Source organism: Arthrobacter rhamnosi (assembly GCF_054510975.1).
In genome coordinates this window covers 899,426-917,852 of sequence record NZ_JBTNDN010000001.1, presented here as the reverse complement: position 1 = coordinate 917,852, position 18,427 = coordinate 899,426, and the positions used below count along the sequence as shown (strand labels likewise).

Below are 18,427 nucleotides of genomic sequence, written 5' to 3'. Positions count from 1 at the left end.
ATGCGGGACAAGGACTTCGGCCGGCGGATCGCGCCGATCATCCCGGACGAGGCCCGGACCTTCGGCATGGACGCGTTCTTCCCCACCGCGAAGATCTACAACCCCAACGGGCAGAACTACCTCTCCGTGGACCGCGACCTGGTCCTGGCGTACAAGGAGTCCATCGAGGGCCAGATCCTGCACGCGGGCATCAACGAGGCCGGCTCCATGGCCGCGTTCACGGCCGCCGGGACCGCCTACGCCACGCAGGGCCAGCCGCTGATCCCGATCTACGTGTTCTACTCGATGTTCGGATTCCAACGCACCGGGGACTCCATCTGGGCCGCCGCGGACCAGATGGCCCGCGGGTTCATCATCGGCGCCACCGCCGGACGGACCACGCTCACCGGTGAGGGCCTGCAGCACGCCGACGGGCACTCACCGATCCTGGCCTCGACGAACCCCGCCGTGATCACCTACGACCCCGCGTTCGGGTACGAGATCGGGCACATCGTCCGCGACGGCCTGAACCGCATGTACGGGGACATCGGCGACAAGCCCGAGTCCTTCCGCAACGTCATGTACTACCTCACCGTCTACAACGAGCCCTTCGTGCAGCCGGCCGAACCCGAGGAACTGGACGTCGAAGGCCTGCTCAAGGGCATCTACCTGCTCAAGCCCGCGAAGGTCGACGGACCCCGCACCCAGCTGCTCGCCTCCGGCGTGGCCGTCCCCTGGGCCCTGGAAGCCCAGGAAATCCTCGCCAGGGAATGGGGCGTCTCGGCCGATGTGTGGTCCGTGACGTCCTGGAACGAACTGCGCCGCGACGGCCTGGACGCCGAGGAGGAAGCCTTCCTCAACCCCGGCGCCGAGGCACGCAAACCCTTCATCACCCAGCAGCTCGAAGGCGCGACCGGCCCGATCGTCGCGGTCTCGGACTTCATGAAGGCCGTCCCGGACCAGATCCGCCAATTCCTCCCCAACGAGTTCGCGACCCTCGGAGCCGACGGCTTCGGGTTCTCCGACACACGCGCCGCGGCACGCCGGTACTTCAAGATCGACAGCCACTCCGTCGTCGTCCGGGCCCTGGAGATGCTCGCCCGCCGCGGCGAGGTCGACGCCAACGCACCCAAGGAAGCCATCGAGAAATACCGCCTCCTCGACGTCAACGCCGGCACCACCGGCAACGCCGGCGGCGACTCCTAGGCCCCCCGGCACCCCCCCGCACCACCCCACCACACCGCACCACCGGCGACGGCGGACACAGCATCAACGCTGCGTCCGCCGTCCGAGGTGGACGTGAAAAAGGCCGGCCTGAGGGCCGGCCTTCCTACGTCGTGCCTGCATCGGTTTCCGCAGGCTGTACCCGCCGACTGTATTCCTAGTCATTCATGGCTGGGTTTCACGACGCCTCGGGTGAACAGTGTTTGCAGCATGGTCCGCAGGGAGAAGCGCCCCCGTGTCTCACCGGGGATGAAGAGGTCAGGGTCGTTGCCGCCATCCTCGTAGGGTGTCCATACCTCGACCATCGGCTCTTCCTGGTGACTGGACTCCTTCATGACTACCTCCGTCATTCCGCTTGATGAAATATAAGTTTCTTATTATGGAAGATTAGGTGGTGCTGCCAACGCCGGTCAAGAGCGGACAAAGATTTCAACGCCTGCGCTTGACACGGCTCCTGTGATGGGACTTACACTCATGGTGGAATAATAATTCCGCATCGTAGAACCAAGGATTGAGCCCTGTCCCGCAGGGTGCCAGACCTGGGGGACAGAGCGGATACCATTCGCATTGCAGATACATCGAATCAAGTCGGCATCGCCGATGGTCAAGGGTGTTCAGCGCTGCTGCGAAGTGAACAAGGAAGCTGACACCCACTATGACTCTGAGCGAGTTCAATCTGCTGACCCCCCATGAGGCAAGGGACGTTCTGCGCCCCTGCGTCGACATTCCTCGCTGGGTCGACAGCATGGCCGCTGGGCGGCCCTACACCAGCCACACCGACCTGATCGAGCACGCCCGCGCCGCCGCACCAGGGTGGACCGAAGCCGAGATCGATCAGGCCCTCTCCCACCATCCGCGGATCGGCGAGCAGCCCGATGGGTCCACGGCCGAGGCCGCGCTGTCCCGGTCCGAACAGGCCGGTCTTGACTCGTCGAGCGGCACCACCGCCCTCCTCGCGGCCGGCAACAGAGCGTACGAGCACAAATTTGGTCGCGTCTTCCTCATTCGTGCCAAAGGCAGGTCCGCCGACGAGATTCTTCGTTCCCTGAGGGAGCGACTTGAGAACTCCACAGAGCAGGAACTGCCGATCATCGCCCGCGAACTGCGTGAGATCGCGCTGCTTCGCCTGGAAGGAATCCTCACCCCATGACCATCAGTCACGTGACCACCCATGTCCTCGACACCGGCACCGGACTGCCGGCGACCGGCATCACGGCGTCTCTGGCCTCCAGAACAGACGATGGCTGGAGCGTCATCGCCACTGGCACCACGGACTCCGACGGGCGCATACGGGCCTTCGGGCCGGAGAGACTCACCACGGGTACCTATCGGATCGAATTCGACACCGGCACCTACTTCGCCGGCGCCGGCGTTGAGTCCTTCTTCCCGGAGGTCGCGCTCATCTTCAGGCTCGACGCTTCGACCGAGCACTACCACGTTCCACTACTTCTTAGCCCATTCGCCTATTCCACCTACAGAGGAAGCTGATCATGACTGCAACGACGCAAGAGCCCCACAGCACCACGAGCGCAACCGCAGGCTCGGGCAAAATCGTCCTGGGACGCAATCAGTACGGTAAAGCAGAGGTTCGCCTGGTCAAGGTCACGCGAGACACCGAACGCCACTCGCTCGAGGACCTGAACGTCACCTCCCAGCTTCACGGCGATTTCGAGTCCGCCCACACCGTCGGGGACAACTCGAAGGTGGTCGCAACTGACACCCAGAAGAACACGGTCTACGCCTTCGCCAAGGACGGGGTGGACTCACCGGAGGAATTCCTCCTTCGCCTGGGTCGGCACTTCACCGAGAACTTCGACTGGGTCACCGGCGGACGGTGGGCGGCCGAGCAGTACTTCTGGGACCGCATCAACGACCACGACCATGCCTTCTCGAGGAACAAGTCCGAGACCCGCACCGCGGTGCTTCTCGTCGACGGGTCGGAACAGCAGCTCATTGCCGGGATCGAGGACCTCACCGTCCTGAAGTCGACGGGATCCGAGTTCCACGGGTTCCCCCGCGACAAGTACACAACGCTGACGGAGACCAATGACAGGATCCTCGCCACCGACGTGACAGCGAAGTGGCGTTACAACACCCCGGATGTCGACTTCAACGCCGTCTACACCGATGTGCGGGCCATCCTCCTCGACGCCTTCGCGTCCACCCACTCACTGGCACTGCAGCAATCCATGTTCCAGATGGGCAAGCAGGTCCTGGAGGCGCACCCCGAGATCCAGGAAATCAAGTTCTCGCTTCCCAACAAGCACCACTTCCTCGTCGATCTGGCGCCGTTCGACCTGGAGAACAACAACGAGGTGTTCTTCGCTGCGGATCGTCCCTACGGGCTCATCGAAGCCACCATCGAGCGTGAGGGTAATCCGACCGAAGCAGCGATCTGGGCGAACATTCCCGGTTTCTGCTGATTGACCGTAGGGGCCGGAGCCCACTCCGGCCCCTTCTCATCCCCCCACAAGCCGACAAGGAAGTCAGCGATGAAATCAGTCAAGCCAGGTAGGAATTCAGCACGGCACACACCATCCAGCACCCAGCGCCCTGAGGACGAGCGACTGCCGCTCGGGAAGACGGTCGCCTACGGGTTCCAGCACGTACTCACCATGTACGGCGGCATCATCGCACCACCGCTCATCATCGGATCCGCCGCCGGACTGGAACCCAGTGACCTCGGCGTTCTGGTGGCGTCATGCCTGTTCATCGGAGGTCTCGCCACCATCCTCCAGACGTACGGCGTCAAATTCTTCGGCTGTCAGCTCCCTCTGGTTCAAGGAACCTCCTTCGCGTCCGTCGCGACACTGGTCGCGATCGTCAACGGCGGAGGAGGACTTCCCGCTGTGTTCGGCTCCGTCCTCGCAGCATCGGTCATCGGGTTCTGCGTAGCCCCGTTCTTCGCAAAGATCGTCCGTTTCTTCCCTCCGGTCGTCACCGGCGTCGTCATCACCACGATCGGGCTGACTCTGATGCCCGTGGCGGCGAACTGGGCCATGGGAGGGAACAGGACCGCGGAAAACTATGGAAGCCTTGCCAACATCGGCCTCGCTGCCCTGACCTTGGCGATCGTCCTGCTGCTCAGCAAGGTCGGCAACGCCGCAATCTCCCGGCTATCGATCCTTCTGGCCATCGTCCTCGGGACAGTATTCGCAGCCCTGACGGGCATGGCCGACTTCTCCACCGTAGGCAACGGGCCCATCTTCGCGATTCCGCAGCCTTTCGCCTTCGGCTTCCCGGTCTTCGAGATCGCCGGCATCGTATCGATGACGATCGTCGTCATGGTCATCCTGACCGAGACGACAGCCGACATCCTCGCGGTCGGCGAGATCACCGGTAGCAAGGTCGATTCGCGCCGTATCGCCGATGGGCTCAGGGCCGACATGGCCGCGAGCATCGTCGCCCCCGTTTTCAACACCTTCACACAAAGCGCCTTCGCGCAGAACGTCGGGCTCGTTGCAATCACCGGCATCAAGAGCCGCTTCGCCGTCACGGCCGGCGGTGGCATCCTCGTTGTCCTTGGCCTCCTGCCAGTGCTGGGACGGCTCGTTGCGGCGGTGCCGACACCGGTCCTGGGAGGCGCCGGAGTCGTCCTGTTCGGCACTGTCGCAGCCAGCGGCATCCGCACCCTGTCGAAGGTCGAATACAGGAACACCATGAACCTCATCATCGTCGCGGCTGCACTGGCCTTCGGCATGATTCCCATCGTCGCGCCGACGTTCTACGACGAGTTCCCCACCTGGTTCGCCACCATTTTCCACTCGGGGATCAGTTCCGCCGCAGTGATGGCAGTCCTGCTCAACCTCCTGTTCAACCACTTCAAGCGGGGCAACTCCGCGGGATCATCGGTCTTCGCGGCCAGCCCGCCACGCATGGTCAGGGAGGACGAACTCCAGGCCCTGCGCGACGGCGACCACTACGAAGCCGGCAAGCTCGTCGACGCTGACGGCACCGAGATCCCTGTCGTCAGCGCCGCCCACTACCCCATCGTCAAGGAGAAGCTCGACAAGGGGGAAATCAGTCACGCTGACGACATTCGGCGCATCTGTGAAACGGACCCCGCAGCAGGCAACACTGCCCACTAGCGCGGACTGACAGGCATCCCTGCCGGAAGGTGCAACGACAGAAAACCGGCGGCTCCCCTGACCATATGGTCAGGGGAGCCGCCGGTCTCTTCGGAACCGGGGCTCCACGTGGCTCAGCGGGCACTGTACGTGACGGCTGTCAGCCGGTGACGTTCAGTTCCGTAGAGATGGTCTGCGCGGCTTTGGTCAGCAACGGCACGGCCCTCTTGGCGAACTCTTCATCCACGCGCGACACGGGCCCCGACACGGAGATGGCTGTGGGGGTCGGGGAATTCGGGACGGCCATGGCAAAGCAGCGCACGCCCAGCTCCTGCTCTCCGTCATCGACGGAGTATCCCCTCTCGCGGATGACAGCCAGGTCCGCCAGCAGCGCATCGATCGAACCGATGCTTTTCTCCGTGGGCGTGGGCATACCGGCACGGGAGACGATGCGGCGCACAGCGTCATCATCGAGCTGGGCGAGGATGGCCTTACCCACGCCGGTGTCGTGAGTGTGCGCCCTCCGCCCCACTTCCGTGAACATGCGCATCGAGTGCAGTGATGGGACCTGCGCGATGTAGACGACCATGTCCGAGTCCAGGACCGCCATGTTCGCCGTCTCACCGAGCGCGTCAACCAGATGCTTGAGCTGGGGTCGGGCCAGGGCGCCGAGCTGCTTGTTCGCTCCTTCTCCGAGACGGATCAGGCGAGGACCCAGGGCGTAGCGGCGATTCGGCAACTGGCGAACGTATCCCTTGACGACCAGGGTCCGGAGAAGACGGTGGATCGTCGGTAGGGGAAGGTCGGTCGAGGCAGCGAGCTCACTGAGGGTGACCTCGCCGCCGGCATCGTTGATCAGCTCCAAAAGCTCGAAAACGCGCTCGACAGACTGCACGCCCCCACTTCTGGCCGGTGTCTCCGTCATCCCTGCTCCTGACATCGTTGGTGCGTCGTCCTGCTATCCCAGTCAAGCATATCCGCATCGTGGAACTTTTTTCTTGAGCATCAGGCCACTTGTTTTTCCACAATACAAATATTATTATCCATAATACGAAAACATTGACGTTTACCGACACGAAGGAAGTCTCATGGCCAATCCCAGTCCCGGATACTCGATCACCCTGCGCGTTGAGGCTCCCTCAGCCTTCTCCACCACTGCAGAACTCGCCGCAGCGGTGGGAGCTGCGGGAGCATCCATCACTGCACTGGACGTGACGGAATCCCACCACGAGCACATCGTTGTCGACGTCAGCTGCAACACGACGGACGCGGCGCACGGAGAGAAGGTTCGGGATGCCCTGAACGGGCTTCCGGGCGTCACCGTCCGGCAGCTCAGCGACCGCACCTTCCTGATGCACCTCGGGGGCAAACTGGAAGTCGTGCCGAAGGTCGCTCTTCGCAATCGTGATGACCTGTCCCGCGCCTACACTCCGGGTGTCGCCCGAGTGTGCCTGGCGATCGCGGAGAACCCGGACGACGCGCGCCGGCTGACCATCAAGCGCAACACCATCGCCGTCGTGACCGACGGTTCTGCGGTGCTCGGACTGGGGAACATCGGACCTGCTGCTGCGCTGCCGGTCATGGAAGGCAAAGCCGCCCTGTTCAAGCAGTTCGCCAACGTGGACGCCTGGCCTGTCTGCCTCGACACCCAGGACACCGAGCAGATCATCAGCATCGTCAAGGCCCTCGCTCCCGTGTACGGAGGAGTGAACCTCGAGGACATCGCCGCTCCCCGATGCTTCGAAATCGAGAACCGGCTCCGCGAAGAGCTGGACATCCCGGTGTTCCACGATGATCAGCACGGAACGGCTATCGTCACCCTGGCCGCACTCACCAACGCCCTGCGGGTCGTCAGGAAGGACCTGGCCGACGTGCGGATCGTCGTCTCCGGTGTCGGTGCTGCTGGGTCGGCCATCATTCAGCTCCTGGTCGCACAGGGCGCGCGGCACATTGTCGCCTGCGACCGCAAGGGTGCCATCAACAGCGGCCAGCAGCACGCCGATCCGCACCGGGCCTGGATCGCGGAGAACACGAACACGGAGGCTTTCTCCGGGTCGCTCCACGAGGCCCTGGTCGACGCCGACGTCTTCATCGGCGTCAGCGCGCCGAACGTCCTGGCCGAAGAACACGTAGCTTCCATGGCCGATCAGGCCATCGTCTTCGCAATGGCGAACCCCGACCCCGAGATCGATCCGCTGATCGCCGCCAGGCACGCCGCGGTCGTCGCGACGGGACGCTCGGACTTCCCGAACCAGATCAACAACGTGCTCGCCTTCCCCGGATTCTTCCGAGGCCTCCTCGATGCCCAGGTCTCCGACATCACGCCCGAGATGCTGGTCGCAGCAGCACAAGCCATCGCGGCGCGCGTCAGCGAATCCGAACTGAACGCGAGTTTCATCATCCCCAGCGTCTTCGATCCCCATGTAGCCGCCGATGTGGCCGCAGCAGTGGCAGCGGCCGCCGTCACCGAGCCCGCCCTGGTTCACTGAGCTATACCGAAAGGCTATGCAATGACACTCGAACTCACCTCGCCGATGCCCTTCCCGGAGGCCGGAACCATCCTCACTCCGGACGCGCTCACCTTCGTCGAGCAGCTCCACCAGAAATTTGCACATCACAGGGAGCAGCGCCTCGCCGACCGTGCAACTCGTCGCCAGCAGGTCTCGGAAACGGGACGGCTGGATTTCCTGCCCGAGACACTCGCCGTCCGGGAAGGGACCTGGACAGTCGCCGCCGCCCCGCCCCAGCTGCAGGACCGCAGGGTGGAAATGACAGGTCCCGCCACTCCGGCGAAAATGGCGATCAACGCCCTCAATTCCGGAGCCAAGGTATGGCTCGCCGATCTGGAAGACGCCAGCACACCCACCTGGCACAACGTCGTCGACGCCCAGCTGAACCTCCTGAAGGCGGCCCGGGGCGAGCTGAGCTACACCTCACCGGAGGGCAAGGAGTACGCGCTGCGCTCGGACGCACCGCTGGCAGTCGTCGTAGCACGGCCGCGCGGCTGGCACCTCCCCGAAAAGAACATCTCCATCGACGGCCGGCCGGCGATCGGGGCGCTGGTCGACTTCGGGCTGCACTTCTTCCACAACGCTCGGCAGCTTCTCGAGACCGGCAGCGGCCCCTACTACTACCTGCCCAAGCTCGAAAGCCATCTCGAGGCCCGCCTCTGGAACGATGTCTTCGTCTTTGCGCAGGACTATGTGGGAGTGGCCGAGGGCTCGATCAGGGCGACCGTGCTGATCGAGACCATTCCCGCCGCGTTCGAGATGGACGAGATCCTCTACGAACTGCGCGATCACGCGTCCGGACTGAACGCGGGACGCTGGGACTACCTGTTCAGTATCGTGAAGTACTTCCGGGACGGTGGGACGGACTTCGTCCTGCCGGACCGGGCCACCGTCTCCATGACAGCACCCTTCATGCGCGCCTACACCGAGCTGCTGGTCCAGACGTGCCACCGACGAGGCGCCTTCGCCATGGGAGGAATGGCAGCTGTCATCCCCAACCGCCGTGAACCATCGGTCACCGAGGAGGCATTCAACAAGGTCCGCGCCGACAAGACACGCGAAGCCAACGACGGTTTCGACGGTTCCTGGGTCGCCCATCCCGACCTCGTGCCGATCTGCCGCGAGGTCTTCGACGAGGTCCTGGGCGACAAGCCCAACCAGGTCGACCGGCAGCGTGCAGACGTGAGCGTGAGCGCACACGATCTGTTGGACGTCCGCTCCGCGGATGGGAGCGTCACGGAGGCCGGGCTGCGGTCCAACCTCTACGTGGCCATGGCCTATGTGGCTGTCTGGCTCTCCGGTAACGGCGCCGTGGCCATTCACAACCTGATGGAGGACGCGGCTACTGCCGAGATCTCACGGTCCCAGGTCTGGCAGCAGATCAGGAACCAGATCGTCCTCGCCGACACGGGCAACACCGTGACCGCAGAACTGGTGGAACGACTGTTGGAGGAGGAATCGCAGACCCTCCGGGAGGAAGTCGGCGCTGAGCTCTTCGAGAAGTACTATGTGCCGGCTCAGGCCCTGATCGCGGACATCTGCCTGTCCGAGACCTACACGGACTTCCTCACGCTGCCGGCATATGAGCTGGTGAAGTGATGGTCGTGCACTCGCGACTCTCGGACGCGGCGCACGCCCACATCGATGGCACCCTGGCAGCAACCGACACCTCCCTCCAGCACGACTATCCGGGAGACAGCGGCACCCGGCAGCCGATCCACACTGTCTACCTGCCGGCCGACCGCTTCGAGGCGTCAACCCTTGCAACGTGGGGTGCCCAGGCGCTCGAGGCTGTCGGTGCGCGTGGCATGGAACATGTCTGTGAGCTCGTAGGGGCACCGGAAGGTCTCCGCCGCCAGATCGCGGACAAGGTCAATGGGAAGCTCCTCGCCGAACCGATCGAGGACCTGCGGCTGGATTTCGAGGATGGCTACGGGCCAAGGGGAGACGAGGAGGAGGATTTCCACGCGGCGCAGGCCGCACAGCGGGTCAGTGACGCCGTCTCCTCGCAGGAATGCTCCGCCTTCATCGGCATCCGCTTCAAGAGCTTCGAGCAGGACACCCGGGCCCGCGGTCTGCGGACCCTGGACGTTTTCGTCTCGGAGCTGCTCGCCCGCGGCAACCTGCCCGAGGGCCTCGTCCTCACCCTGCCGAAGGTCAGCACCACCGCTCAGGTCCGTGCCATGGTGTACGCGTGCGAGGAGCTCGAACGGGCCCACGGCCTCGAACAGGGTCGGCTTCGGTTCGAAGTGCAGATGGAGACACCCCAGCTGATCATCGGCGCGGATGGCACCATTCCTGTCGCGGATCTGCTGCACCGCAGCGACAAGCGGGTCACGGCCCTGCATTACGGGACCTACGACTACAGTGCGTCCCTGGAGATCGCTGCCGCGTACCAGTCGATGGAGCATCCGGCAGCCGACTTCGCGAAACAGGTCATGCAGGTGGCCGTCGCAGGAACCGGCGTCCGCCTCTCCGACGGATCCACCAACGTCCTTCCGCTGGGCTCCGAAGACAACGTGGACGCCGCGTGGGCCCTGCACGGGCGCCTTGTCCGACGCTCCCTCGAGCGCGGCTATTACCAGGGGTGGGACCTGCACCCCGCGCAGCTGCCCTCGCGATTCGCTGCCACGTACCTGTTCTACCTCGAGGGGTTCGAGCAGGCAGCGACGAGGCTGAAGAACTACGTCCATCAGCTCGAGAGCACGATCATGGACGAACCGGCGACCGCACGTGCCCTGGCGCGTTTCATCGACCGGGGCTTCGCCTGCGGGGCCGTGAGCTTGCAGGAAGTCGAAACGCACAGTGGAGTATCCATTGCCGAACTCAAGGCCCTCGCCTATCCGAAACAACACCTCACCACAAGGGGCACCAATGACTGACACCTCCTACTACGCTCCGCAGAGCGCACTCCCGCCACAGACCGACCTGCTGAGTGACCGCGCCATCGTCACCGAGGCGTACACGGTCATTCCTCGCGGAGTCCTCCGCGATATCGTGACCAGCGTGCTGCCCGAATGGAACGGGACCCGGGCATGGATCCTCAACCGTCCGGTTGCCGGCGGCGCGACCACCTTTGCCCAGTACCTCATGGAGGTGAGCCCCGGTGGCGGGTCGGGGAATCCGGAACCGCAGAAGGAAGTCGAGTCGTTCATCTTCCTCCTCGAAGGCGCCCTCACGGTCCGCATCGAGGGCGTGAACCACTCCCTGACACCCGGCGGCTTCGCGTACCTGCCAGCGGGCTCGCAGTGGTCTGCAGCCAATGAGGGCACACAGCTGGCCAAATTCCAGTGGATCCGCAAACGCTACGAGCCCCTCGAGGGCCACACAGCGAAGGCCGTCACCGGTAACGAGCAGGACCTCACCCCCGGCGCAATGCCGGACACGAACAACAAGTGGCGCACCACGCGCATGCTCCCCGTCGATGACCTCGCCTATGACATGCACATCAACGTCGTCACCTTCGAGCCCGGCGCGTCCATTCCCTTCGCCGAGACCCACGTCATGGAGCACGGGTTGTACGTCCTGGAAGGCAAGGCCGTGTACCGCCTGAACGAGGACTGGGTCGAGGTGCAGGAAGGCGACTACATGTCCCTGCGCGCGTTCTGCCCGCAGGCCTGCTATGCCGGTGGACCCTCCAACTTCCGCTACCTGCTGTACAAGGACGTGAACCGCCAGATCGTCCTGTAGTTCAGCCCCACCAGACCAGCTCCGCCCCTAGGTGTGTCGAAGGCCCGGGGGCGGAGCTGTTTCATTCCGCCGACCGCGACGCCTCCCCGCAAGGGGTCGCGATGAGGCCCTGTCTCCTGTCGAGCCGTGCACGTCGGCCTCCGCGCATGCGGCGCTTGACACGTGACGAAAAACCCGCCTACAGTTCCAACATAAGAAAGTTAAATTCCACAAAGCGGAATATGCAACGTGGAGCCCCTCCCCTCTCTCAGCGTCAAGGACCCGCCATGGCATACACAGTGAACTGTTCGATCCTCCTGACGGAGCTGCCGCTGCTCGAGCGCCCCGCCGCCGCGAAAGCCGCCGGATTCGACTTCGTCGAGTTCTGGTGGCCGTTCCCGTCATCGGTGCCCTCCGATGCTGACATCACAGCATTCGAGCGCTCCATCACCGACGCCGGCGTGCAGCTTTCCGGACTGAACTTCAATGCCGGGAACATGCCGGAGGGGGAGCGCGGGCTGGTGTCCCTGCCTGCGCGCAGCAAGGAGTTCATCGACAACCTCGAGGTGGTCGCGGGGATCGGGCAGCGCCTTGGATGCAAGGCATTCAACGCGCTCTACGGCAACCGCACAACGGGGTCGACGCCTGAGGAGCAGGACGCCACGGCCATCGAGAACCTCGTTCTCGCTGCGAGGACGGTCGCCAAGATCGATGGGACGGTCCTGCTGGAGCCGGTGAGCGGGGCAGAACATTACCCCGTACGGACTGCCCGGCAGGCCCTCGACATCATCGGGAAGGTACACGCTGAGGGAGCGTCGAACATCGCCCTCCTCGCCGACTTCTACCACCTGTCGGTCAATGGAGACGACGTCGCCGAGCTGATCAGCGCGCACGCCTCGTCCTTCGGGCACATCCAGATCGCTGACGCCCCCGGCCGCGGAGCTCCCGGCAGTGGCTCACTGCCGCTGGGTACCTGGGTCGACAGTGCCCGGGCGGGCGGGTACGACGGATTCGTCGGGCTCGAATACAAGGCCCCCGCCGATGAAGCCTTCTCGTGGCTGATCCGCGAACGCCGGGCATAGACGCAGCACAACCACAGCTTCGAACCAAAGGACTAGGAACATGAGCAAAGTAGCAATCATCGGCCTCGGGATCATGGGGCTGCCCATGGCGGTCAATCTGGTGAAAGCCGGCCACGACGTCACGGGCTACAATCGCAGCAAGGACAAGACCAACCAGCTCGTGGAAGCCGGCGGCCAGGGCGCATCAAGTGTCGCCGACGCCGTCCGCGGTGCCGAGTTCATCCTCACGATGGTGCCCGACTCACCTGATGTCGAAGCGGTCCTCACCGGAGACGACGGCGTTCTCGCCCATGCAGGGCAGGGAGCCTACTGGATCGACGCCAGCACCATCCGACCCGACGTCAGCGCCCGGCTGGCCGAGGCCGCGCAGGAAGCCGGACTGAAGGCCCTCGACGCTCCGGTGTCCGGTGGCGAGCAGGGCGCCATCGAAGGCAGCCTCTCGATCATGGTCGGCGGTGCGGAGGGCGATTTCGCCGCCGTGCTGCCGATCCTCGAGGCCATCGGAAAGACCATCGTCCACGTCGGTCCCGCAGGCTCGGGGCAGACCGTCAAGGCCGCCAACCAGCTCATCGTCGCCGGAACGATCCAGCTTGTCGCCGAAGCGCTGATCTTCCTCGAAGCACACAAGGTCGACACCGCCGCCGCGGTGAAGGTCCTTGCCGGTGGTCTCGCTGGCAACCGCATCCTGGACCGCAAGGCCGAAGGGATGCGCGCGCGCACCTTCGAGCCCGGCTTCCGTGTCGACCTGCACCACAAGGACCTCGGAATCGTCGTCGCCGCAGCACGTGAAGCCGGCGTCGCCATTCCTCTCGGAGCCCACACCGCCCAGCTCATGGGTTCACTGCGCGCCCAGGGCCACGGATCCCTGGACCACTCCGCTCTGCTGCTCCTCGTCGAGCAACTCTCCGGTATCGCACCCACCGACCCCTCTTCCCGTTAGGAACATCCCATGCCACAGATGCGTGCAGCAGACGCAGCGGTCCTCATCCTGGAGAAGGAAGGCGCAACGCAGGCCTTCGGTCTCCCCGGAGCGGCCATCAACCCCTTCTACTCGGCGATGCGTGCCCACGGAGGAATCCGCCACGTACTGGCACGCCATGTCGAAGGCGCCTCCCACATGGCCGAGGGATTCACCCGGGCCAAAGCAGGCAACATCGGCATCTGCATCGGAACCTCCGGCCCTGCAGGAACCGACATGATCACCGGCCTCTACTCCGCATGGGCCGACTCCATCCCCATCCTGTGCATCACAGGACAGGCTCCGGTCGCGAAGCTCCACAAGGAAGACTTCCAGGCCGTGGACATCGCCTCCATTGCCAAACCGGTCACGAAGATGGCCATGACTGTCCTCGAGGCAGCACAGGTACCCGGCGCCTTCCAGAAGGCGTTCTACGAAATGCGATCGGGACGTCCGGGCCCGGTGCTGATCGATCTCCCCATCGACGTCCAGCAGACCATGATCGAATTCGATCCCGACACCTACGAGCCGCTGCAGGTCCATCGACCCGCTGCCACCACCCGGCAGCTCGAAAAGGCCCTCGACATGCTCATCGCTGCCGAGCGCCCACTCATCGTCGCCGGCGGCGGCATCATCAACGCCAACGCCTCCGACGACCTGGTCGAACTGGCCGAACTCCTGAACATCCCCGTCATCCCGACGCTGATGGGATGGGGATCCATCCCTGATGACCACGAACTGATGGCCGGCATGGTGGGCCTGCAGACATCCCACCGGTATGGCAATGCGACCATGCTGGAATCCGACGTGGTGATCGGCATCGGCAACCGTTGGGCGAACCGCCACACCGGGGCCCTGGATGTGTACACCAAGGGACGGAAATTCATCCACGTCGACATCGAACCCACTCAGATCGGCCGCGTCTTCGCTCCCGATTTCGGGATCGTGTCCGACGCAGGAGCAGCCCTGCGGGGGCTTGTGGAACTGGCACGCACCCGTCGCGACCGGCAGGGCCTGCCCGACTGGAACGCCTGGGTGAAGGACTGCGCCCAGCGGAAGTCGATGCTGCAACGCAAGACCCACTTCGACAACGTGCCCATGAAGCCGCAGCGCGTGTACGAGGAGATGAACAGGGCCTTCGGTCGCGACACACGCTACGTTTCGACGATCGGCCTGTCGCAGATCGCAGGAGCCCAGTTCCTCCACGTGTACAACCCGAGGAACTGGATCAACTGCGGACAGGCCGGACCCCTGGGCTGGACCGGACCGGCAGCGCTCGGTGTGGCCCAGGCAAGTCCTGGCGAATCCGTGGTCGCACTCTCGGGTGACTACGATTTCCAGTTCATGATCGAGGAACTGGCGGTGGGCGCGCAGTTCAAGCTCCCTTACATCCATGTGGTGGTCAACAACTCCTACCTGGGCCTCATCCGACAGGCCCAGCGTGGATTCGAAATGGACTACCACGTGTCGCTCGCGTTCGAGAACATCAATGCGCCGGAGCTGGAAGGCTACGGCGTCGACCACATCAAGGTCGCCGAAGGCCTCGGATGCAAGGCGATCAGGGTGCGTGAAGCAGATGACCTGCAGGCCGCATTCAGCGAGGCACACAGGCTCATGGCCGAACACCAGGTGCCGGTCATCGTCGAAGTGATCCTCGAGCGCGTCACGAACATTGCGATGGGAGCCGCAGGCATCGACCAGATCAACGAATTCGAAGATCTGGCAGAGTCCGCCGACGACGCTCCTACCGCCATCTCGCTCCTGGTCTGATCGATGCGCATCGTCGTCGCGCCCGACAAGTTCAAGGGCTCCCTGTCTGCCGCTGCAGTGGCCGGCAAACTCGCTGCAGGCCTTCGCAAACAGCTACCGGATCTCGAGATCGTGGAGGTGCCCGTAGCCGACGGAGGTGAGGGAACCCTGGAAGCAGCCTTCGCAGCAGGGTACGAAGAGGTCAGGTGTGCCGTATCCGGCCCGACAGGGCGTGCAGTATCGGCCTCGCTCGGTATCCGGGGGCGCCAAGCGGTCATCGAGATGGCGGCCGCCTCAGGGCTGGCCCTCCTGCCGGAGGGCCGGCCGATGGCACTGACCGCCTCGAGCAAGGGGACCGGCGAGCTCATCCGCCACGCACTCGATGCCGGCTGCACGGAAATCGTCATCGGCGTCGGCGGCAGCGCCTGCACCGACGGGGGAGCCGGTCTGCTCGTCGGACTCGGTGCCCGGCTGCTGGACGTCAACGGCAATGACCTCCCCCCGGGGGGAGCGGCCCTGCAGCACCTGTACCGGGCCGACCTGTCCGGTCTCGACGTCCGGCTCCAGACCGCCGAGATCATCCTTGCCAGCGATGTGGACAACGGCCTGCTGGGACCGTTCGGAGCCGCTGCGGTATTCGCGCCGCAGAAAGGCGCCACAGCCCAGGACGTCGTCCAGCTCGAAGCCGGGCTGGCACGACTGGTACAGGTTCTCGCCCGGGAACTGGGGCCGCGGGCCATCGAGCTCTCGGAAGCGGCAGGGGCCGGCGCAGCCGGGGGAACCGGATATGCCGCCCTCGCGGTCCTGGATGCCGTCAGGACACCCGGCATCGACGTCGTTCTGCGCTTCACACGGCTGGCAGAACAGCTGGCCGGAGCCTCACTCGTCGTGACGGGAGAGGGGAGCCTGGACGACCAGACACTCATGGGCAAGACACCCCTGGGTGTGGCACGCCTTGCCGCCTCACTCCGGCTGCCGGTCGTTGCCGTATGCGGGCGCACTCCGCTGACCCGCGAAGTACTGCAGGCGGCAGGTTTCGACAGGGTCTACGCCCTCACAGACCTTGAGCCGGACACGAACCGGTGCATGGCAGAAGCGGGCGCACTGGTCGAGCGGCTGGGAGAGATCATGGCAGGCGACCTAGCACCGCAGGTACAAGCTGAACTATTGAGCGACAACACGTGAGGTGAACGCAGTGACAGACAACATGCCAGCAACCCGGGACGACAAGAGCTTCGACCTGGTGATCAGGGGCCAGCGGATCATGACGACCGCCGGCGTCAGGGCGCGCGAGGTCGGTGTCGTGAACGGATCGATCACCGCCATCGTGCCCCTGGGAACGAACCTCAGCGGCACCGTCGAAGTGGACCTCGCTGATGATGAAACCCTCCTTCCCGGACTCGTGGACAGCCATGTGCACGTCAATGAGCCGGGCCGCACGGAGTGGGAAGGGTTCGCGTCCGCGACCAGGGCGGCCGCGGCAGGAGGTGTCACAACCATCATCGACATGCCGCTGAACAGTGTTCCGCCGACCGTCAACGTCGATGCGCTCCAGCAGAAACGAGCGGTCGCCGCCGACCAGGTCTTCGTGGACGTCGGATTCTGGGGCGGTGCGATCCCAGGGAACACCGCTGATCTGCGTGGTCTCCACGATGAAGGGGTCTTCGGTTTCAAGTGCTTCCTACTGCACTCGGGTGTGGATGAATTCCCCCACCTGGAAGCCGACGAGATGGAAGCGGACATGGCGGAACTGTCGAGTTTCGACTCCATCATGATCGTCCACGCCGAGGATTCCCGATCGATCGACCGGGCGCCGACCGCTGAAGGGGATCAGTACTCCCGCTTCCTCGCCTCACGCCCCCGCGGTGCCGAGAACGTCGCAATAGCCGAGGTCATCGAACGAGCCCGGTGGACCGGATCCCGGGCGCACATCCTCCACCTGTCCTCCTCGGACGCGCTGCCGATGATCGCGACGGCCAAACGGGATGGTGTCCGCCTGACGGTGGAAACCTGTCCGCACTACCTCACCCTGTTGGCGGAGGAGATACCCAACGGAGCCACCGCGTTCAAGTGCTGCCCACCCATCCGCGAAGCCTCGAACCGGGAACTTCTGTGGCAGGGCCTGCTGGATGGAACGATCGACTGCATCGTGTCCGACCACTCGCCCAGCACCCTGGATCTGAAGGACCTCGAGAATGGTGACTTCGGCGTCGCCTGGGGCGGCGTCTCATCGCTGCAGCTCGGGCTCTCGCTCATCTGGACCGAGGCACGCCAACGGGGGATACCCCTGGAACGAGTTGTCGAATGGATGTCCAAGCGTCCTGCCGACCTCGCCCGGCTGACCAAGAAGGGACAGCTGGCCCTCGGCTATGACGCCGACTTCGCGGTCTTCGCCGCGGACGACAGTTTCATCGTCGACGTGAAGAAACTCCACCACAAGAACCCGATCAGCCCCTACGACCGCAAACCGCTCACGGGCGTCGTGCGTCGTACCTACCTCCGCGGCGAGTCTGTGACCCCAGAGCACCCTCGGGGCCAGCTCATCCGCAGGGGTGCAAGCTGACCTTCGCCTCCTATGGCACGAAGGAAACACGGAGGGGGCACGGCTTCCACCGTGTCCCCTCCCTGACTGGCTCTCCTGGCCCTACTGGGCGGCGGTAACGCTGTCCAGCAGTCGAGCGACGTGGCCTTGAGCATCGACACCGTACTCGGCGCTGATGACCGCTCCCGTCCTGTCCAGGAGAACCGTCGACCTGAGAACCCCTGTCACCGTCCGCCCGTTGACGGTCTTCTCCCCGTACGCGCCCCACGCCCGCGCGACATTCGCCTCGGGGTCCGAGAGCAACGGGTACGTCAGCTGTTCGGCCCCGGCGAAGGCCTGAAGCGCTTCGACGGGGTCCGGGGAGATCCCGACGACGGAGAACCCGCGAGCCTGGAATCTGGCGAGATTGTCCCTGAAGTCGCACGCCTCCGTGGTGCACCCGGGAGTGGACGCCTTCGGGTAGAAGTAGACGATCGCCTGCTTCCCTCGTAGATCAGTCAGTGCCACCTCCGGACCGGACGCTTGGCGCAGCTCGAAGGGCGGAGCCTGATCACCATGAACCAGCTTTCCCATAAAAGACCTCCATTTCGCTCAGCGGAAGAATTATTCCGTGTTGCGATATTACACAATCCCGTTCAGGAGACGCC

The 18,427-nt window shown here is 64.4% G+C and carries 16 protein-coding genes and 1 pseudogene; 14 read left to right on the top strand and 3 right to left on the bottom strand.

All coding sequences use genetic code 11. From position 1 onward, the window contains the following. Positions 1-1,185 (top strand): transketolase-like TK C-terminal-containing protein (locus ACX80J_RS04325; RefSeq protein WP_459346926.1); only part of this gene is annotated, 1,185 nt, incomplete at its 5' end. Between the two features lie 179 nt (positions 1,186-1,364). On the opposite strand, the gene ACX80J_RS04320 is transcribed toward ACX80J_RS04325, so the two are convergent. Next, positions 1,365-1,538 carry a hypothetical protein gene (locus ACX80J_RS04320; RefSeq protein WP_459346925.1) on the bottom strand — a complete coding sequence of 58 codons (174 nt, stop codon included), beginning with the start codon at positions 1,536-1,538 and terminating at the stop codon, positions 1,365-1,367. A gap of 320 nt (positions 1,539-1,858) precedes the next feature. Between ACX80J_RS04320 and uraD the strand changes: the two genes are divergently transcribed. The 4 genes from uraD (at position 1,859) to ACX80J_RS04300 (ending at position 5,291) form a co-directional block, all read left to right on the top strand. Then, entirely contained in the window at positions 1,859-2,353 is a 495-nt protein-coding gene (gene uraD / locus ACX80J_RS04315; RefSeq protein WP_459346924.1) for a 2-oxo-4-hydroxy-4-carboxy-5-ureidoimidazoline decarboxylase, read from the top strand. After that, positions 2,350-2,691, top strand: a complete 342-nt coding sequence (gene uraH, locus ACX80J_RS04310; protein WP_459346923.1) for a hydroxyisourate hydrolase — start codon at positions 2,350-2,352, stop codon at positions 2,689-2,691. Before uraD ends, uraH begins: the two co-directional genes overlap by 4 nt. 2 nt (positions 2,692-2,693) lie before the next feature. Then, on the top strand, positions 2,694-3,626 hold the full coding sequence (gene pucL / locus ACX80J_RS04305) for a factor-independent urate hydroxylase (protein WP_459346922.1): 933 nt from the start codon (positions 2,694-2,696) through the stop codon (positions 3,624-3,626). 69 nt (positions 3,627-3,695) lie between these two features. Beyond that, entirely contained in the window at positions 3,696-5,291 is a 1,596-nt protein-coding gene (locus tag ACX80J_RS04300) for a nucleobase:cation symporter-2 family protein (protein WP_459346921.1), read from the top strand. 139 nt (positions 5,292-5,430) lie between these two features. Here ACX80J_RS04300 and ACX80J_RS04295 read toward each other — a convergent pair whose 3' ends face one another. Continuing rightward, a complete protein-coding gene (locus ACX80J_RS04295) occupies positions 5,431-6,195 on the bottom strand; it encodes an IclR family transcriptional regulator (protein ID WP_459346920.1) in 765 nt (254 codons plus the stop codon). Positions 6,196-6,358: 163 nt separating this feature from the next. Between ACX80J_RS04295 and ACX80J_RS04290 the strand changes: the two genes are divergently transcribed. The 9 genes and pseudogenes from ACX80J_RS04290 to allB all read left to right on the top strand — a co-directional run bounded on the left by ACX80J_RS04290 (position 6,359) and on the right by allB (position 17,801). Next, positions 6,359-7,759: a malic enzyme-like NAD(P)-binding protein gene (locus ACX80J_RS04290; RefSeq protein ID WP_459346919.1), complete on the top strand. Its 1,401-nt coding sequence runs from the start codon at positions 6,359-6,361 to the stop codon at positions 7,757-7,759. A 21-nt stretch (positions 7,760-7,780) separates the two neighbouring features. Further along, positions 7,781-9,379 (top strand): malate synthase A, encoded by a 1,599-nt coding sequence (gene aceB / locus ACX80J_RS04285; RefSeq protein ID WP_459346918.1) that lies wholly within the window; start codon positions 7,781-7,783, stop codon positions 9,377-9,379. After that, the gene (locus tag ACX80J_RS04280) at positions 9,379-10,662 is read left to right on the top strand and encodes a DUF6986 family protein (protein ID WP_459346950.1); all 1,284 of its coding nucleotides are present in this window, start codon (positions 9,379-9,381) and stop codon (positions 10,660-10,662) included. Before aceB ends, ACX80J_RS04280 begins: the two co-directional genes overlap by 1 nt. Then, positions 10,655-11,470 carry a bifunctional allantoicase/(S)-ureidoglycine aminohydrolase gene (locus ACX80J_RS04275; protein ID WP_459346917.1) on the top strand — a complete coding sequence of 272 codons (816 nt, stop codon included), beginning with the start codon at positions 10,655-10,657 and terminating at the stop codon, positions 11,468-11,470. The genes ACX80J_RS04280 and ACX80J_RS04275 overlap by 8 nt, the downstream gene beginning before the upstream one ends. 266 nt (positions 11,471-11,736) lie before the next feature. Beyond that, positions 11,737-12,531, top strand: a complete 795-nt coding sequence (locus ACX80J_RS04270) for a hydroxypyruvate isomerase family protein (protein WP_459346916.1) — start codon at positions 11,737-11,739, stop codon at positions 12,529-12,531. A 31-nt stretch (positions 12,532-12,562) separates the two neighbouring features. Further along, positions 12,563-13,471: pseudogene (locus tag ACX80J_RS04265) on the top strand (2-hydroxy-3-oxopropionate reductase); the annotation flags it as partial. 9 nt (positions 13,472-13,480) lie between these two features. Further along, complete coding sequence (gene gcl / locus ACX80J_RS04260) at positions 13,481-15,259, top strand: glyoxylate carboligase (protein WP_459346915.1); 1,779 nt, start codon at positions 13,481-13,483, stop codon at positions 15,257-15,259. Between the two features lie 3 nt (positions 15,260-15,262). Next, positions 15,263-16,423 (top strand): glycerate kinase, encoded by a 1,161-nt coding sequence (locus ACX80J_RS04255; RefSeq protein WP_459346914.1) that lies wholly within the window; start codon positions 15,263-15,265, stop codon positions 16,421-16,423. Positions 16,424-16,445: 22 nt separating this feature from the next. Beyond that, positions 16,446-17,801: an allantoinase AllB gene (allB, locus tag ACX80J_RS04250; protein ID WP_459346949.1), complete on the top strand. Its 1,356-nt coding sequence runs from the start codon at positions 16,446-16,448 to the stop codon at positions 17,799-17,801. 81 nt (positions 17,802-17,882) lie between these two features. On the opposite strand, the gene ACX80J_RS04245 is transcribed toward allB, so the two are convergent. Beyond that, complete coding sequence (locus tag ACX80J_RS04245) at positions 17,883-18,353, bottom strand: peroxiredoxin (protein ID WP_459346913.1); 471 nt, start codon at positions 18,351-18,353, stop codon at positions 17,883-17,885. Positions 18,354-18,427: the final 74 nt, after the last annotated feature.

Excerpts from the sequence above, each read along its gene's own strand:
- ACX80J_RS04320 (WP_459346925.1), bottom strand. The coding sequence starts at position 1,538 with ATGAAGGAGTCCAGTCACCAGGAAGAGCCGATGGTCGAGGTATGGACA.
- uraD (WP_459346924.1), top strand. The coding sequence starts at position 1,859 with ATGACTCTGAGCGAGTTCAATCTGCTGACCCCCCATGAGGCAAGGGAC.
- uraH (WP_459346923.1), top strand. The coding sequence starts at position 2,350 with ATGACCATCAGTCACGTGACCACCCATGTCCTCGACACCGGCACCGGA.
- pucL (WP_459346922.1), top strand. The coding sequence starts at position 2,694 with ATGACTGCAACGACGCAAGAGCCCCACAGCACCACGAGCGCAACCGCA.
- ACX80J_RS04300 (WP_459346921.1), top strand. The coding sequence starts at position 3,696 with ATGAAATCAGTCAAGCCAGGTAGGAATTCAGCACGGCACACACCATCC.
- ACX80J_RS04295 (WP_459346920.1), bottom strand. The coding sequence starts at position 6,195 with ATGACGGAGACACCGGCCAGAAGTGGGGGCGTGCAGTCTGTCGAGCGC.
- ACX80J_RS04290 (WP_459346919.1), top strand. The coding sequence starts at position 6,359 with ATGGCCAATCCCAGTCCCGGATACTCGATCACCCTGCGCGTTGAGGCT.
- aceB (WP_459346918.1), top strand. The coding sequence starts at position 7,781 with ATGACACTCGAACTCACCTCGCCGATGCCCTTCCCGGAGGCCGGAACC.
- ACX80J_RS04280 (WP_459346950.1), top strand. The coding sequence starts at position 9,379 with ATGGTCGTGCACTCGCGACTCTCGGACGCGGCGCACGCCCACATCGAT.
- ACX80J_RS04275 (WP_459346917.1), top strand. The coding sequence starts at position 10,655 with ATGACTGACACCTCCTACTACGCTCCGCAGAGCGCACTCCCGCCACAG.
- ACX80J_RS04270 (WP_459346916.1), top strand. The coding sequence starts at position 11,737 with ATGGCATACACAGTGAACTGTTCGATCCTCCTGACGGAGCTGCCGCTG.
- gcl (WP_459346915.1), top strand. The coding sequence starts at position 13,481 with ATGCCACAGATGCGTGCAGCAGACGCAGCGGTCCTCATCCTGGAGAAG.
- ACX80J_RS04255 (WP_459346914.1), top strand. The coding sequence starts at position 15,263 with ATGCGCATCGTCGTCGCGCCCGACAAGTTCAAGGGCTCCCTGTCTGCC.
- allB (WP_459346949.1), top strand. The coding sequence starts at position 16,446 with ATGCCAGCAACCCGGGACGACAAGAGCTTCGACCTGGTGATCAGGGGC.
- ACX80J_RS04245 (WP_459346913.1), bottom strand. The coding sequence starts at position 18,353 with ATGGGAAAGCTGGTTCATGGTGATCAGGCTCCGCCCTTCGAGCTGCGC.